Below are 14,468 nucleotides of genomic sequence, written 5' to 3' on the forward strand. Positions count from 1 at the left end.
GTCTAACGAGAAGAGATGTCTCTTGTTTGGAAATCAGCTAGCAGAGCTGGCTAGTCTAGTTGTTTTCTAGGTCTCAAATAAGGAATTATTTCAAAAGCAAATAGGATAACAAAATGAAGTTTTTAGCTGATTGCTGAGAAATGCTAGGTTGTAATAGAGAGATATTTAGCTTTTAGACAGATTTTTTTGGGGAGCTTGTGATATACTGTTAGTATGGAAAAAATGATATTGTTTACGGCGTGCATGCTGTGACCGAGGCCTTGATGGCCAATACGGGAAATAAACTTTACATTCAGGATGACTTGCGTGGCAAAAACGTGAGCAAGCTGAAAGATTTGGCGGCAGAAAAGAAGGTCTCTATCTCTTGGACCCCCAAGAAAACCTTGCAGGAGATGACGGATGGAGCCGTTCACCAAGGCTTTGTTTTGCGGGTATCGGAGTTTGCCTATGCAGATTTGGCGGATGTTTTGAAAAAAGCGGAGCAGGAAGAGAATCCTCTTCTGTTGATTTTGGATGGCTTGACAGACCCGCATAATCTGGGCTCTATCTTGCGCACGGCTGACGCTACCAATGTCACGGGAGTGATCATTCCCAAGCACCGAGCAGTCGGCGTGACACCAGTTGTGGCCAAGACCTCTACGGGCGCTATCGAGCACATTCCTATTGCCCGTGTGACCAATCTCAGCCAGACTCTGGACAAGCTCAAGGAAGCTGGCTTCTGGATTTTTGGGACGGATATGCAGGGGACGCCTGTTCATAAGTGGAATACGGCAGGCAAGCTAGCCCTCATTATCGGTAACGAAGGTAAGGGCATTTCCAGCAACATCAAGAAGCAGGTGGACGAGATGCTGACCATTCCCATGAATGGCCATGTCCAAAGCCTCAATGCCAGCGTCGCAGCGGCCATTCTCATGTATGAAGTCTTTAGAAATCGGGTGGGCTAATGCAAGTACTTGGAAGCTATCTGTTAGAGAAATATCAAACAGAAACGTTTGAACCGATCATTTATGATATCTATCATAATAAAAGAGAAGATAATTATTGCTTTTGCTTTGAAATCACTGAGGAAGCAGATCAGTATCCCTTAGAGGATTTATTGATCCAATATTCCTTGAACTGCACGGATTTATACGGTCAAGGCAGTCAGGTAAATGGCGCTTTGAAATACCTAATTGAGGTCGAAACCTTATCCAGTGATAAGGCGGATCTCATCAGCATTCTCAATTTTTCTACAATTTTAAATAAAGAGATTGTGAATTATGTAAAAGGAAAATATGAATGCCTTGCTGAAAAGAGATGTATAAGTTCCTTTTATATGGGAAATCAAAAAGTGGAAGTTCCTGTGCTTGCTTACCGAAGTGATAACACTGGGATGGTTTCTTTTCAAAATAAATATCCAGAAGGACAATTAACAAATTTATTTTTAGAAGATAAAAAATATGATGTTGAGAGTGTGGATGGGGAATGGACCTGTATTGAATTGCTTAATGGCAAAGCAAACCTGATTTTAAAAAATTCACAAGATGAATATTTCCAATATATTTTTGATTTGAAAGGCTTTCAAGGTGTTAGTCCTATTCTAGACTAACCGAGCGAAACTAGCTTTCCTAAGAAGCAAGAAATTTCCAATAGCTAGTCCTGATATGGTGGTAAGCAAATCACCACTACTAACCCGCTGATGTCCATGGAGAAGCCTTCTCTTTGGTAACTAAAAAATGATGGAGAAAAAAGATGACCTTTAAAATTTTAACGGATTCGACGGCAGATCTGCCAGAAAGCTGGACCCAAGAACATGATGTGCAGGTTCTGGGCTTGACGATTCAGCTGGACGGGCAAACCTACGAGACTGTCGGACCGGATAAGCTGACCAGTGAGCAGCTTTTAGCCAAGATGGAGTCCGGCAGCAAGCCAACTACCAGCCAGATCAATGTTGGCCAATTTGAAGATGTTTTCCGCCAGTATGCTCAGGAGGGCACAGCGGTTCTCTATGTGGCCTTTGCTTCAGCCTTGTCTGGAACCTACCAAAGTGCAGTCATGGCGCGTGAGATGGTCTTAGATGATTACCCTGAGGCAATCATCACTATCCTTGATACCAAGGCAGCTTCGATGGGTGAAGGGCTCTTGGTGATGAAGGCCGTAGAAGCTAAGGAAGCAGGTCAAAGTCTAGAGCAGACGGCAAACTTGCTCCAAAGTCTAGTGCCTAGAGTCCAGACCTATTTCTTAGTAGATGACCTCAACCACCTCATGCGGGGGGGCCGCATTTCCAAGGCAGCGGCTCTCATGGGAAGCTTGGTCAATATCAAGCCCATCATCGCAGTCACAGCTGACGGAAGTCTGGATTCGGTCGCTAAGGTGCGAGGCAAGAAGAAGGCGCAGGCTGAGGTGGTTCGGATGACCTTAGAGACGATTTCTGATCCACGGGTGGTGGTCGCCTATGCAGGTGAAAAAGAAGTCGCTGAAAATGTCAAGGAGCAGCTTTTGGCTTCTGGACAAATCACAGAAGTTCTTATCCTGCCTCTTGGTCCGGTTATTTCGACGCATACTGGGCCAGGTACCCTAGGACTCTTTAGCATTGGCAGTGAACTTTCAGACTAAATAGAAATGAAATCGTTATTTTATAAATAATTGCATCAAATATATTGACTTTTGGTTAGAAAATTTGGTATGATAGTAGGCGGTATTGTTTACCCCATTTGTAAGGCCCCGGAACCTTTCAAATAACTCGCGGACCGGAACATCCGCCCTGTAAACAAAAACGATATTCATATAGGAGAAATCATGAACAAAACAACATACATGGCTAAGCCAGGTGAAGTTGAACGCAAATGGTATGTAGTAGACGCTACTGATGTACCTCTTGGACGCCTTTCTGCAGTTGTAGCAAGCGTACTTCGTGGAAAAAACAAACCAACATTCACACCACACACTGATACAGGTGACTTCGTAATCGTTATCAACGCTGAAAAAGTTAAATTGACTGGTAAAAAAGCAACTGATAAAGTTTACTACACTCACTCAATGTACCCAGGTGGTTTGAAGTCTATCACTGCTGGTGAACTTCGCTCTAAGAACGCTGTTCGTTTGATCGAAAAATCAGTTAAAGGTATGCTTCCACACAATACTCTTGGCCGCGCTCAAGGTATGAAGTTGAAAGTATTTGTAGGCGCTGAGCACACTCACGCTGCACAACAACCAGAAGTTCTTGATATTTCAGGACTTATCTAAGGAAAGGAACAATAAAGTATGTCACAAGCACAATATGCAGGTACTGGACGTCGTAAAAACGCTGTTGCACGCGTTCGCCTTGTTCCAGGAACTGGTAAAATCACTGTAAATAAAAAAGATGTTGAAGAGTACATCCCACACGCTGACCTTCGTTTGGTTATCAACCAACCATTCGCAGTTACTTCAACTGTTGGTCAATACGACGTTTTCGTAAACGTTGATGGTGGTGGCTACGCTGGTCAATCAGGCGCTATCCGTCACGGTATCGCTCGTGCCCTTCTTCAAGTAGACCCAGACTTCCGCGATTCATTGAAACGCGCAGGCCTTCTTACTCGTGATGCTCGTATGGTAGAACGTAAGAAACCAGGTCTTAAGAAAGCACGTAAAGCTAGTCAGTTCTCAAAACGTTAAGAACCAGCTACAATACAGCATTTACAACACTTCATGGTTCACACCATGGGGTGTTTTTTTGATGATTTTTAGCAAAATTCACACCACTTTTCACACCAAATTCACACCATTATTTATTTAGGGAGCGATAAGCAATCTCTCCAACAGCCATTGGAATCACATTTGAAGTGTTGACATAAGTCTTAGTTGTAATCGTATCACTATGGGTTAGTGCTTCAGAAATAGCTTCGATAGACGTTCCAGCCTGTTTAGCAAGTGTGGCTCCTGTATGCCGTAGCTTGTGTAAGCTCTGGGTGTCGCTTTCTGATATTTTTCCTCTTATTGTTATTGAATTTCCTTATCCTCCTAGCTAACAATATTGATACTGAGAAATACATTTTTTATCATTTAGAATATAAGTTTTAAAGTATGGAATTTAATCGATAGTTGGAAAAGGTTTTCGAGTATGCTATAATATACTCCGCAGTATAATAGTTTGGTTTAACTTAACATTGCAAAATAAGTATAAAAAGCTGAGGTATAAATTTTGAAGAAGTTGATTATAGTTTGTGATGAAAAACATAGAAAGTATGGAGATTATCTTTCGCAATTGATTAGTTTAGAAGATGACACAGAAGATTGTGTTGTTGGAATAAAAGATGGCGAAGTTGCTACACAAGTATGGTCTGAAAAAGAGTACCAATCTAATGCACCTCAAATCTCGTCTTCGCAGTATATACTATTTATTGGTGAGAGTAAACTAATCAAAGAGAAAGGACTTCATATGAAAGCCGTGTTTTCAAAATACGGTATGCGATATGGATGGCTTGGGAAGCAAGCTATTTTAACGGTGGAAGAAAGTATATCAGTTAAAGAGTATGATGAATTTCTAAACTTTGCGCTTGACAATCAAGCGGATATAGAAAGATTAGTAGAGAAAAAAGAGAATAAAAGCTTTGTTGATAAGGTGAAGGAAAATCCTATGGTAGGTGCAAAAGTAGCTGGAATTGCTGCTTTAGGAGTGTTGGGTGGAGCAGTCGGGCTATCCCCCATTATAGGATTAAAGATTAAGAGAACTATTGACTTGAAAAAAGGAATTAGGGAACAGCAATATAGTTGCGCAATAATTAAGTTTTATTTAGAAGGTCTTTCGGCATTTTTAGGAATGTAATGTCAAAGGTGGTTGAATCCTTATGTCAGATTTTGAAAATGGTTATAAGTTTTTTGGAAGCAATTCTGCGGGATTTGTAGGTGCTAACTACACAGCGGGCTATGTTGCGGATGTTGAAAATGAGATAGACAAACTAGTAAAGGATTTAAACTCTTTTGAAGGATTTAAAACTGCCTCTGAAAAGTTAAAAGGGGATATTGCAGAATTCTGGCATGCTGGTACTTTTAATATTAAAGCAGTAGTTGAAGGTTCAAAAAATAGAGCTTGGGTGGATAGAAGTCATGATTTCGCTTCGACTGATATTTCTACAAATTTTGGTGATAATTATGGGCTGAAATTCTATTCTTCAGGGCAAGAAAGTGCTAAGGCGCAAGCTGTAAGTGTTTTTCAACGATTTAATGAATACCGTTCAGGAGGTGGAAGTGATAGTCTAGAAACCTTCCTGTTGAAAAGAGGTTACAATGAAATCGATAAGATACTCAATGATCCGATTTATGCAGGGCAAATTAGAATAATTCCTAGAGATCAGCTTGAGGAGGCGGTTTCTTGGCTTCAAAAAATGATTAACACAGAATTAACAAGGAGACCTGAACAGGTTCAGCGTTATCGAGAGACACTGGCACTGTTGACTGATAGATTAAAGAGTAGCGATGGTGTGGAATCTATTCCTTTATCAAAACAGGAAGCGGAATCACTTGCAACATTGGCAAAGGAAGGAAAAGTTGATTCTGAAAAACTTGGGCTTACGCCAACTGAATTAATACATTTTAAAAATATTTTAAAACAATCATTTAAAGCTGGAATGACTGCTGCAACTATCTCGGTGATGTTAAAAATTGCTCCAGAAGTTTACAAAGCTATATCCTACTTGATAAAAAATGGTGAACTTGATGAGAAACAGTTTCAAAAGATAGGTTTTGCAGCTTTATCGGGGGGAAGTGAAGGCTTTGTTAGAGGAACAATTTCAGCAGCATTGACTGCTTCTTGTAAAGCTGGATTCTTAGGAGAAACGGCTAAGATGATAGATCCAACAATTATTGGTACTTTTACTGTTCTTACTGTCAATGTGATCAAGAATGCTTTTCTAGTTTCTATTGGGAAAAAACAAACGCGTGACCTAACGGAGGAATTAGTAAGAGATATGTATATATCCACTTGCTCCTTAATAGGTGGGGGAGTTTCTCAATGCGTTATTGAAATTCCAGTATTTGGTTACCTTATTGGTAGTTTCCTTGGATCAATTTTTGGTTCTTTCACGTATAATATTGGGCAAAAGGCTGTTGTTTCATTCTGTGTTGATTCGGGATTCACTTTGTTTGGATTAGTGACACAAGATTATACCTTGCCAAGAGAGCTTCTAGAAGAAATTGGAATTGAAACTTTTGATTATGAAACATTTGATATAGATACGTTTGAAGTGAACAGTTTTGATTTTGATACATTCGATGCAGATAGTTTTAAACCGGATACACTTAATATTACTTTTCTCCGGAGAGGTGTTATTGGGGTATCTACGATTGCTTATATTTAAGTTGCAAAAAACTAAAGATACCTATGTAATAGTTTCAACTAATTTATAGAAAGCATCTCCTTGTTGAGATGCTTTTGTTCTCTTCTGAAAAATTAATGCCTTAGCAATATAGAAAAACACCCTCATCCCTAGTTCTGCTAAAAGCATTGGATAAGAGTGTTTTTTTATAAGAACGATAGACGCTGATTATTCTTCGTCTTTTTTGATAATGTTTTTAACGCCTGCGATAGCACCTTCAACAGCGCCTTTTGCGTCTTCAGCGACTTCTTTCACTTTTGAAGCTACTTTTTCAGCAGTTCCTTCTGCTTGAGTTTTTGTATCGCCAGTAAGTTTACCGAAGCCTTCTTTGAGAGAACCTTTAGCTTGGTTGAATTTTTCTTCGATTGACATGGAAATTTCCTCCGTTTATTTAGTGTATTATCTAAGTTGGATGCTGTTTGATACTCATTCAAGCGAGATAATAGATACAGTATAGACTCTTTGGTAACAAAAAGCAAATAACTGCTACGAAATGACAAAATATTTTAATAAGTCACGACATTAATTTCGCCTTTGTCATATTCTGCAATGAAGATATCGGAGACATTTTCAAAGCCTTCTTTTTGTAATTTGGACATCAACCACTCTTCTGACTTGCCGATAGTTTCTAAGATTTCAAGTTGGACAACTCCATCGGTAATGATCGGATACTTCGGATTTTCATCGCCAATTCTTACGATGATCAATTGACCATTTTGCTCGATGACGGCTCTTTTGACTTCTTTTAATTGGAAGACTCCTTGGGAGCGTAATTTCAAAGCGACGTCTGATGCGGATAGCCCTTTTGAACGGCAGGCTTCAGGATCTAGTTTGCCGTTTTTGATGATAATGGTTGGTTTCCCGTCAATCAGATGTTTGATATAGGAAACGTTGGTGTTGAGCCATTTTAAGAGCAAGATCAGAATGGTCCAGATGATTAAGATGACTGCGTATTGAAGGATAGTAATGGAGCTATTGTAGATGACCCCGCCGATAATGCCACCGAGAACAAAGTTTTGTACTTGGTCTGTTGCGGAACTTGGTGCTAAATTCCCCTTACCTGTCACATTGATGACAAAAACGAGGGAAACAAGCCCCAAAGCTAACTTAATTGCAATTGTAATAAAAAAGCTCATTATTTTTCAACCTCCACAAGTTCAACGTCTGATTTGTACAGTTCCATTTTTTCTAATAAATAACTATCCTGATCGGTTCCGCTAATAGCACGGTAGAATTGCTTGCCAACCTTGATAATTGCGCCGTCTGTCGTAGCTGAAGTATTGACGTAGACTTCTTCCTTCTCAACGCCTAATTCTTTTGAGACAACCTCAATAAAATGCAAGGAGCTACGGAATTGATTGTCATTTGACTGATTGTTTTGGAAATTAGTAATGCTAATCAAAACAGTGGCTACTAGGGTCAAAATAGAGATAATGGACAGTTCACGGAACTTACTTCCTCGTTTGTCTTTATAGGCCTTAAAGGCGAAAAATCCTGTCACCAAAACCAAGCAGGCGGATATAATCACCATCACCCAATTCTGCTGGCTAATCTGACTCAGTACATAGTCATATGAATAGAATTTCATAAGATCCCTCACTTTTTTTGAATTCAAGCTATTATAGAACAAATCAGCAGCTACATCAATAGCTTTATCTCGAAAAATAAAGTTTTCTGGAACTTGTTTTAGATATGGAAGCTGCCTATTCCTAGGTAGAATATTTTTCATTCGAGTTTCAAAATTGCAATAGAACTTGACAAAATTATTCAGAGTGCTAGAATAGGAGACAGGTAGAGGCCGATTTAGCTCAGTTGGTAGAGCAACGCACTCGTAACGCGTAGGTCACAGGTTCGAACCCTGCAATCGGCATCCAACTATACAAGAAAAAGCCTATTATGACGGGCTTTTTTTGATATCGAATTACTTTTTGTACCAAAATTTGTACTCTGGGTTATTAAATTAAATGCACAATTTTATCCTAGAATAGCTTCATAAGGAGTTTTCCAATATAAACTAATTATAGTTGACAAACCAAAGAGAAACCCTTACAATATTTTTATGTTGCGACTTCTTTTTTTGGCGACCTAGAGTTGCCCAGAAGGAGGATTGACCATGAAAATGGATGTCAAAGTAACCCTTGCTCTTATTGAGCTAGCAACAACAGCCCTTTTAGTTATTAAAGATATTGCAATCAAGCAAATTGAGTGCAATAATAAAAGACTAGAAGGTTAGCATACAGTTCAAACTGTATGCTTTTTATTTAAATTTATAGATAAGAATTGAGTAAAAATGACTTTAGATAGATATAAAGCTATTGTAAAACGCCATGCTGATAATTTTAAAGAGCTATTCGAGCGTAAAGTTTTTGAGGGCGGTTTTAAAAGATTTGTAAATACTAGGCCTGTAAATCGTTCAGATTTTTCTATATTTAACATTGCTTCTGACAATTTTTATATTTATCAGGAATATGAAAAAACACTTCAATCAGATATCCGAAACTATTTAATAAATCCTATTTTAGAGGAGTTACTGAATGAGAATGGTTATGAGATTGAAAGTCCGCTAGAGAAGATGAGAAGTTGTGTTGGTTTCAGGAATTCTGCTATCGAGCAATATGATCTTTTTTCATTTCAATTTATTATTAAGAGGGATAATATTAGAATTGGTGTTAGGTATACCGAATTATATGATACTGATGATGTTGTTAGAGAGTTAATAAAAGATTTTCAAATTGACAAAGTCATTATTTTAGATTTTTCAAATGATACGAAAATTGGCTCAAACGCATTTTTCGAAATAATAGATAACTCTCATTATTCAATTAAAATGTTTTTAGACGAGTTCATAAATGAAAATTTATATCAATACTTTTTAACTTCATTAACAGAAGTAATCGATGATATACAAAAGTTAATCGGTTTTGATGTCATTCCTAGATTAAATATGTCTAATCTAACTAGAGTTAGACTGAAATTAAGAGAGAGTTTGCAAGGTGTGGATTTTCATGCATTAAGATATAATTCCAAAAATAAATTTAACAATCTAGAAAAATATGATTTAGATATAATTTGTTCGAATTTTGAGGAGGGGAAAGCTCAAGTGTTACTTGGAAAATCAGATTTCGCTAAATCTTATTTAACTTCTGAATATTTGTACCAAGTATTAGTTGATAATTGTAACTTTGATTATACTTCTGTTGTGGCTGGATATTTAAAGACAATTGAACAATTTCTTTACCAAATTTTATTATATCAGTTAAAGATTGATAAAAGCGAAAAATGGATTAAAAGAGGGAAAAAGTACGTATATAGGAATAAAAAAAGGATATACCCTAGGAAAGAAGAAATAAGGGAGAATCCAAAAAATGACGGAAGTTATCAAATCTTGGTTACGCGTAATAATCTTCAATTTATGGATGTTAGTTTAGGGTCTTTAATCTGGTACGTAACTGATAATGAAAATTGTTGGGAGATAAGTGAGCAGGGAAGAAAGTTGTTAAACAATTTTTTATTGGATTACAAAGACTCAGTTCGCAATGGATATTTTCATAAGCACAACTTGGAAGATATAGAAGAAATGAAACGAATTAGAAATAACACTTTGTTTCTTCTAAATTTCATGATAGGGAGTTTAAGAGACTTTGATATTACTAAATTCGGTGCTTTAGATTTTTCTTTTAACGACTTCTATATTTCCATTTTTAAACATCCAAAATATATCCCTTTATATATCCAAGAAACCAAGACCAGCCAACCGCAGATGATGAAGATGGTTTACCATCAAGAGCCCGAAAGTTACGATGAAGATGGACTACTGGAGCAAAATCTCTATTTTGCTAAAATAGAGAATCCTAAAACTATGTATGAATGGGTTGCTGATGTACCTAAAAATGATTTGGTGATTTTTAATACTAAAAATGTACCTTATCGGGCAGAATATGAAAGAAGGACAGATAAAGGATTTGTAAAAAAAGATTAATTTTATAAAAAAGATTAATTTTATAAAAAAGATTAATTGGATTCATAAAAAACGCCTTGACTTATTTGGAATGTCTAATTTTCAGAATAGATTCTTAAGTAATCTTATGTGTACCAAATTGAAGTTCATTCTATTTTGATATGTAGTCTCATTTAGTTAATTTTCCTTTTAATTCGGATTATTATTGTTGAGTTTAGTTCGTTAAAACAATTAGAATGCTTGCAATCGGCATAGGTCTGATCAAATCTTGTTTGGCAAGATTTTTTTACTTCATTTTAATCTTTTAAAACAACCACTTACTGCTCCAAATTGACCACTTACTGAAAGTCCCTTGTTTCTTTTCAAGAAATTGTTATAATGAAGATAGAAAGAGGGGAGGAGTGCTTATGAAGGTTCGGATTGAGCTAGACGATCGTTTGGCTGATACAGAATTGGTGATTCGAGTATCGCGGATTGATGAGAGGATTCAGAAGATTCAAGATGCTTTGAATGAAGCGACTGCTCCAGCTATTCTCTTTTACAAGGAAAATAGTGAATATTTTGTGGACTTGGCGGAGATCCTCTTTTTTGAGACGGATGGAACCAAAATCTTTGCCCACGCGCGCAATGATGCCTATGAGGTCAAGTTGAAACTCTATGAGCTAGAGGAATTACTGCCCCGCTATTTTTGCAGAATTTCCAAGTCAACCATTGCTAATGCTAGAGCGATTTATTCTCTAGAGAAGTCTTTCTCGGGTACCAGTTCCGTTCAGTTTTCTGAAACACATAAGAAAGTGCATGTTTCAAGGCATTATTATCAATTACTAAAAGAAAAGTTAAGTGAAGTGAGGTAATCATCATGAAAAAAACAATTCTAGGCGTCGGTTTTTTGGTTTTAGCCGGCTGGATTTTGCTTCAGGGAAACTTTGGTATTCCTATGTTCAATTTTAATATCTGGCCTCTGCTTTTGGTCGGCATGTTTGCGTATTTTGCTTTGGAAAATTTCTTGGAGCGAGATTTTGGTGCTGCTCTGATCATGACGATCATTGCTTTGGTGATTGCTAATTCTGTCTATCACTTCTTGGCAATCTCTACAGGCACCTTGGTAATGGGTGGTGTTTTGGCCTGCATTGGGCTTAACATGATTTTCAAGCCGAGAAGGATCTGGGGTGTTCGTTATTTGTCTAGAAATGGTTTGTCTACAACAGAAGGAGAGATTTCTTTTGGCAGCGGCACTCGCTATATCAATTCGGAGAATTTCGTCCATGATAAAGTAGAATGTGTTTTTGGTAGTGCAACTGTATATTTTGATAATGCCAGAATTTTAGGTGATTCTGCTAGTTTTGATGTGGAAGTATCTTTCGGCAGTGCGGTGCTTTACATTCCAAGCAACTGGCGAGTAGAGCTAAATGTGGACAATGCTTTCGGTACAGTGGTCAATCCGCATAATGCCAATGAGAAAGACAAGACTTTATATGTGCGCGGTAATGTTGCCTTTGGCTCTTTGAAGATTGTTTACATTTAAGAAAACGGATTATTGGTTAGAAATTGCAAAGTTTGGGAAAATGTACTTGCCAAACGTCAAGTTTTTTGATAATATAGTACGGTATGTGGTGCTAGCACATCCGTAATATTAGATCTAATAGGAGGAAACACACTAATGGCTAAAGTATGTTACTTTACAGGTCGTAAGACTGTATCTGGAAACAACCGCTCTCACGCGATGAACCAAACAAAACGCGCTGTTAAACCAAATCTTCAAAAAGTTACTGTTTTGATCGACGGAAAACCTAAAAAAGTTTGGGCTTCAGCTCGCGCGCTTAAGTCAGGTAAAGTTGAACGCGTTTAATACATGAAAGGGATTGGAAAGATTTATTCCTTCCCTTTTTTGTTGTTGAATTTTCAGACTAGACAGTTTATTTCTGTCCTTCCTCTTTTACACCCTGTCTAAAATATGGTAAAATAAACTATAAAATACTTTTGAGGTACAAGTGATGACTGTAAAAATCAATACAAAAGATGGTCAAATTGAGCTGACTGATGACGTGATTGCGACAATCGTTGGCGGCGCAGCAACAGAAATTTTTGGTGTAGTTGGAATGGCCAGCAAAAATGCAATTAAAGATAACTTTCAAGCTCTTTTGGGTAAAGAAAACTATGCCAAGGGTGTGGTAGTAAAAACGTCTGAGGATGGTGGTATTGCAGTTGATGTTTATACCGTTTTGAGCTACGGCATTAAAATCAGTGAAGTTTCCAAGAATATCCAAGAACGCGTTAAGTTTAGTTTGGAAAATCAACTTGGGATCACTGCCCATACAGTGAATGTCTATATCCAAAATATTAAAGTTGTAGGAGAATAATCGTGTCAAATATTACTACTAGTTTATTTCAAGAAATGGTGCAGGCGGCATCAACTCGTTTAAATAAACAGGTTGAATATGTCAATTCTTTAAATGTTTTCCCAGTTCCAGATGGTGACACAGGAACCAATATGGGCATGACCATTGAAAATGGTGCCAAAGAAGTAGCTGATAAGTCAGCTTCAACAGTTGGTGAAGTAGCCGCTATCTTTGCCAAGGGACTTTTGATGGGTGCGCGTGGGAACTCTGGTGTTATCACGTCACAGCTCTTCCGTGGTTTTTCACAAAGCGTAAAAGGAAAAGATGAGCTTGATGGACAAGCTTTGGCTCTTGCCTTCCAGTCTGGTGTAGAAGTAGCCTATAAGGCTGTTATGAAGCCAGTTGAGGGAACAATTCTGACTGTTTCTCGTGGTGCGGCCATCGGTGCTAAAAAGAAAGCTGAAGCGACAAATGATGCTGTCGAAGTTATGAAAGCGGCTCTTGAAGGAGCAAAGGCTGCCCTTGCTAAAACGCCAGATATGTTACCAGTTCTCAAAGAAGTTGGCGTTGTGGACTCTGGTGGTCAAGGTTTGGTCTTTATCTATGAAGGCTTCCTTTCTGCCCTGACTGGCGAATATATCGCATCAGAAGATTTTCAAGCGACTCCGGCTACGATGACTGAGATGATCAATGCTGAACACCACAAATCTGTAGCAGGCCATGTGGCGACAGAAGACATCACATTTGGTTATTGTACAGAAATCATGGTGGCCTTGAAGCAAGGACCAACCTATGTCAAGGACTTTGACTATGATGAATTCCGTAATTATTTGAATGAGCTTGGTGATTCCTTGCTGGTAGTTAATGATGATGAAATCGTGAAAGTCCACGTTCATACAGAAGATCCAGGTCTTGTCATGCAAGAAGGACTGAAGTATGGTAGCCTTGTAAAGGTAAAAGTGGACAACATGCGTAACCAGCACGAAGCCCAGCTTGAGAAGGAAGAAAAAGCTACCAAGCCAGCTGAAGAAAAAGAATACGCTATTATCGCCGTAGTAGCTGGTGAGGGCCTTGCTGAAATCTTCAAGGCTCAGGGTGTGGACTATATCATTTCTGGCGGTCAGACTATGAACCCTTCTACAGAGGACTTTATCAAGGCTGTTGATCAGGTCAATGCGCGCAATATCATTTTCTTGCCAAACAATAAAAATATCTTCATGGCGGCTCAATCTGCAGCAGAAGTGCTTGAGCAACCAACGACAGTGATTGAAACACGTACGCTTCCTCAAGGTTTGACAAGCCTCTTGGCCTTTGATGGTGGAAAAACCATCGAAGAGAACCATGAGAGAATGACAGCGGCTTTGAGCGATGTGGTTAGCGGTAGTGTTACGACAGCGGTTCGTGATACGACGATTGATGGCCTCGAAATCCATGAAAATGATAACTTGGGTATGGTTGATGGCAAAATCCTTGTGTCAAATCCAGATATGTTAACAACTTTAAAAGCAACCTTTGCGAAGATGTTGGATGAAGACAGTGAGATTGTTTCCATCTATATCGGTGAAGATGGTGACGAGGAATTAGCAAATGGCTTGGCTCAAGATCTGATGGAAGAATATGAAGATCTAGAAGTTGAGATCCACCAAGGAAATCAGCCAGTGTATCCATATATTTTTAGTGTAGAATAATTTATTTGGGAGTGGGACAGAAATCGGTCATTCGTTAGAATTCGATTTCGTCGTCCCACCTCCGCACAGTTGAGTAGGGCTGTAAAAGTTGATGAAATCAGCGTAGTAGAGCCCACTCAACCACTGCGTCTTGCTCGACAATCCAAAG

At 38.4% G+C, this 14,468-nt stretch carries 16 protein-coding genes, 1 tRNA gene and 1 pseudogene; 14 read left to right on the forward strand and 4 right to left on the reverse strand.

Translation table 11 applies throughout. The features are described 5' to 3' along the window. Positions 1 to 263 precede the first annotated feature (263 nt). The 5 genes from rlmB (at position 264) to rpsI (ending at position 3,636) form a co-directional block, all read left to right on the forward strand. Positions 264 to 944, forward strand: a complete 681-nt coding sequence (gene rlmB / locus SCRDD08_RS02440; protein ID WP_061423248.1) for a 23S rRNA (guanosine(2251)-2'-O)-methyltransferase RlmB — start codon at positions 264 to 266, stop codon at positions 942 to 944. Next, positions 944 to 1,588: a hypothetical protein gene (locus SCRDD08_RS02445; RefSeq protein WP_061422291.1), complete on the forward strand. Its 645-nt coding sequence runs from the start codon at positions 944 to 946 to the stop codon at positions 1,586 to 1,588. The genes rlmB and SCRDD08_RS02445 overlap by 1 nt, the downstream gene beginning before the upstream one ends. 143 nt (positions 1,589 to 1,731) lie before the next feature. Next, a complete protein-coding gene (locus tag SCRDD08_RS02450; RefSeq protein WP_061422295.1) occupies positions 1,732 to 2,595 on the forward strand; it encodes a DegV family protein in 864 nt (287 codons plus the stop codon). Positions 2,596 to 2,778: 183 nt separating this feature from the next. Further along, positions 2,779 to 3,225, forward strand: a complete 447-nt coding sequence (gene rplM, locus SCRDD08_RS02455) for a 50S ribosomal protein L13 (RefSeq protein WP_003026230.1) — start codon at positions 2,779 to 2,781, stop codon at positions 3,223 to 3,225. Positions 3,226 to 3,243: 18 nt separating this feature from the next. Continuing rightward, a complete protein-coding gene (rpsI, locus tag SCRDD08_RS02460; RefSeq protein ID WP_002902303.1) occupies positions 3,244 to 3,636 on the forward strand; it encodes a 30S ribosomal protein S9 in 393 nt (130 codons plus the stop codon). A 109-nt stretch (positions 3,637 to 3,745) separates the two neighbouring features. Here the strand turns inward: rpsI and SCRDD08_RS10955 are convergent. After that, positions 3,746 to 3,919: pseudogene (locus SCRDD08_RS10955) on the reverse strand (site-specific integrase); the annotation flags it as partial. A 243-nt stretch (positions 3,920 to 4,162) separates the two neighbouring features. Here SCRDD08_RS10955 and SCRDD08_RS02465 point away from each other — a divergent pair. Next, positions 4,163 to 4,786 carry a hypothetical protein gene (locus SCRDD08_RS02465; RefSeq protein WP_061422297.1) on the forward strand — a complete coding sequence of 208 codons (624 nt, stop codon included), beginning with the start codon at positions 4,163 to 4,165 and terminating at the stop codon, positions 4,784 to 4,786. 22 nt (positions 4,787 to 4,808) lie between these two features. After that, positions 4,809 to 6,317, forward strand: coding sequence for a hypothetical protein (locus SCRDD08_RS02470; RefSeq protein ID WP_061422299.1), 1,509 nt, complete (start codon positions 4,809 to 4,811; stop codon positions 6,315 to 6,317). A 186-nt stretch (positions 6,318 to 6,503) separates the two neighbouring features. Here the strand turns inward: SCRDD08_RS02470 and SCRDD08_RS02475 are convergent, their stop codons facing one another. The 3 genes from SCRDD08_RS02475 to SCRDD08_RS02485 form a co-directional block, all read right to left on the reverse strand. Further along, positions 6,504 to 6,707: a CsbD family protein gene (locus SCRDD08_RS02475; RefSeq protein WP_045500673.1), complete on the reverse strand. Its 204-nt coding sequence runs from the start codon at positions 6,705 to 6,707 to the stop codon at positions 6,504 to 6,506. Positions 6,708 to 6,841: 134 nt separating this feature from the next. Next, positions 6,842 to 7,471, reverse strand: a complete 630-nt coding sequence (locus SCRDD08_RS02480) for a DUF421 domain-containing protein (RefSeq protein ID WP_061422300.1) — start codon at positions 7,469 to 7,471, stop codon at positions 6,842 to 6,844. Continuing rightward, a complete protein-coding gene (locus tag SCRDD08_RS02485; protein ID WP_061423249.1) occupies positions 7,471 to 7,923 on the reverse strand; it encodes a DUF3290 family protein in 453 nt (150 codons plus the stop codon). The genes SCRDD08_RS02480 and SCRDD08_RS02485 overlap by 1 nt, the downstream gene beginning before the upstream one ends. Before the next feature lie 209 nt (positions 7,924 to 8,132). On the opposite strand from SCRDD08_RS02485, the gene SCRDD08_RS02490 reads away from it, so the two are divergent. The 7 genes from SCRDD08_RS02490 to SCRDD08_RS02520 all read left to right on the forward strand — a co-directional run bounded on the left by SCRDD08_RS02490 (position 8,133) and on the right by SCRDD08_RS02520 (position 14,320). Next, positions 8,133 to 8,205, forward strand: a tRNA-Thr gene (locus tag SCRDD08_RS02490). Between the two features lie 420 nt (positions 8,206 to 8,625). Then, positions 8,626 to 10,314, forward strand: a complete 1,689-nt coding sequence (locus tag SCRDD08_RS02495; protein WP_061422301.1) for a hypothetical protein — start codon at positions 8,626 to 8,628, stop codon at positions 10,312 to 10,314. A gap of 386 nt (positions 10,315 to 10,700) precedes the next feature. After that, the gene (locus tag SCRDD08_RS02500) at positions 10,701 to 11,147 is read left to right on the forward strand and encodes a LytTR family DNA-binding domain-containing protein (protein ID WP_061422302.1); all 447 of its coding nucleotides are present in this window, start codon (positions 10,701 to 10,703) and stop codon (positions 11,145 to 11,147) included. 5 nt (positions 11,148 to 11,152) lie between these two features. After that, complete coding sequence (locus SCRDD08_RS02505; protein ID WP_061422303.1) at positions 11,153 to 11,818, forward strand: LiaF transmembrane domain-containing protein; 666 nt, start codon at positions 11,153 to 11,155, stop codon at positions 11,816 to 11,818. A gap of 135 nt (positions 11,819 to 11,953) precedes the next feature. Then, the gene (rpmB, locus tag SCRDD08_RS02510; RefSeq protein ID WP_001140948.1) at positions 11,954 to 12,142 is read left to right on the forward strand and encodes a 50S ribosomal protein L28; all 189 of its coding nucleotides are present in this window, start codon (positions 11,954 to 11,956) and stop codon (positions 12,140 to 12,142) included. Positions 12,143 to 12,287: 145 nt separating this feature from the next. Continuing rightward, entirely contained in the window at positions 12,288 to 12,653 is a 366-nt protein-coding gene (locus SCRDD08_RS02515; RefSeq protein WP_005591747.1) for an Asp23/Gls24 family envelope stress response protein, read from the forward strand. A 2-nt stretch (positions 12,654 to 12,655) separates the two neighbouring features. Next, on the forward strand, positions 12,656 to 14,320 hold the full coding sequence (locus SCRDD08_RS02520) for a DAK2 domain-containing protein (RefSeq protein ID WP_061422304.1): 1,665 nt from the start codon (positions 12,656 to 12,658) through the stop codon (positions 14,318 to 14,320). Positions 14,321 to 14,468: the final 148 nt, after the last annotated feature.

The organism is Streptococcus cristatus (assembly GCF_001578775.1).
Classification (GTDB): domain Bacteria; phylum Bacillota; class Bacilli; order Lactobacillales; family Streptococcaceae; genus Streptococcus; species Streptococcus cristatus_A.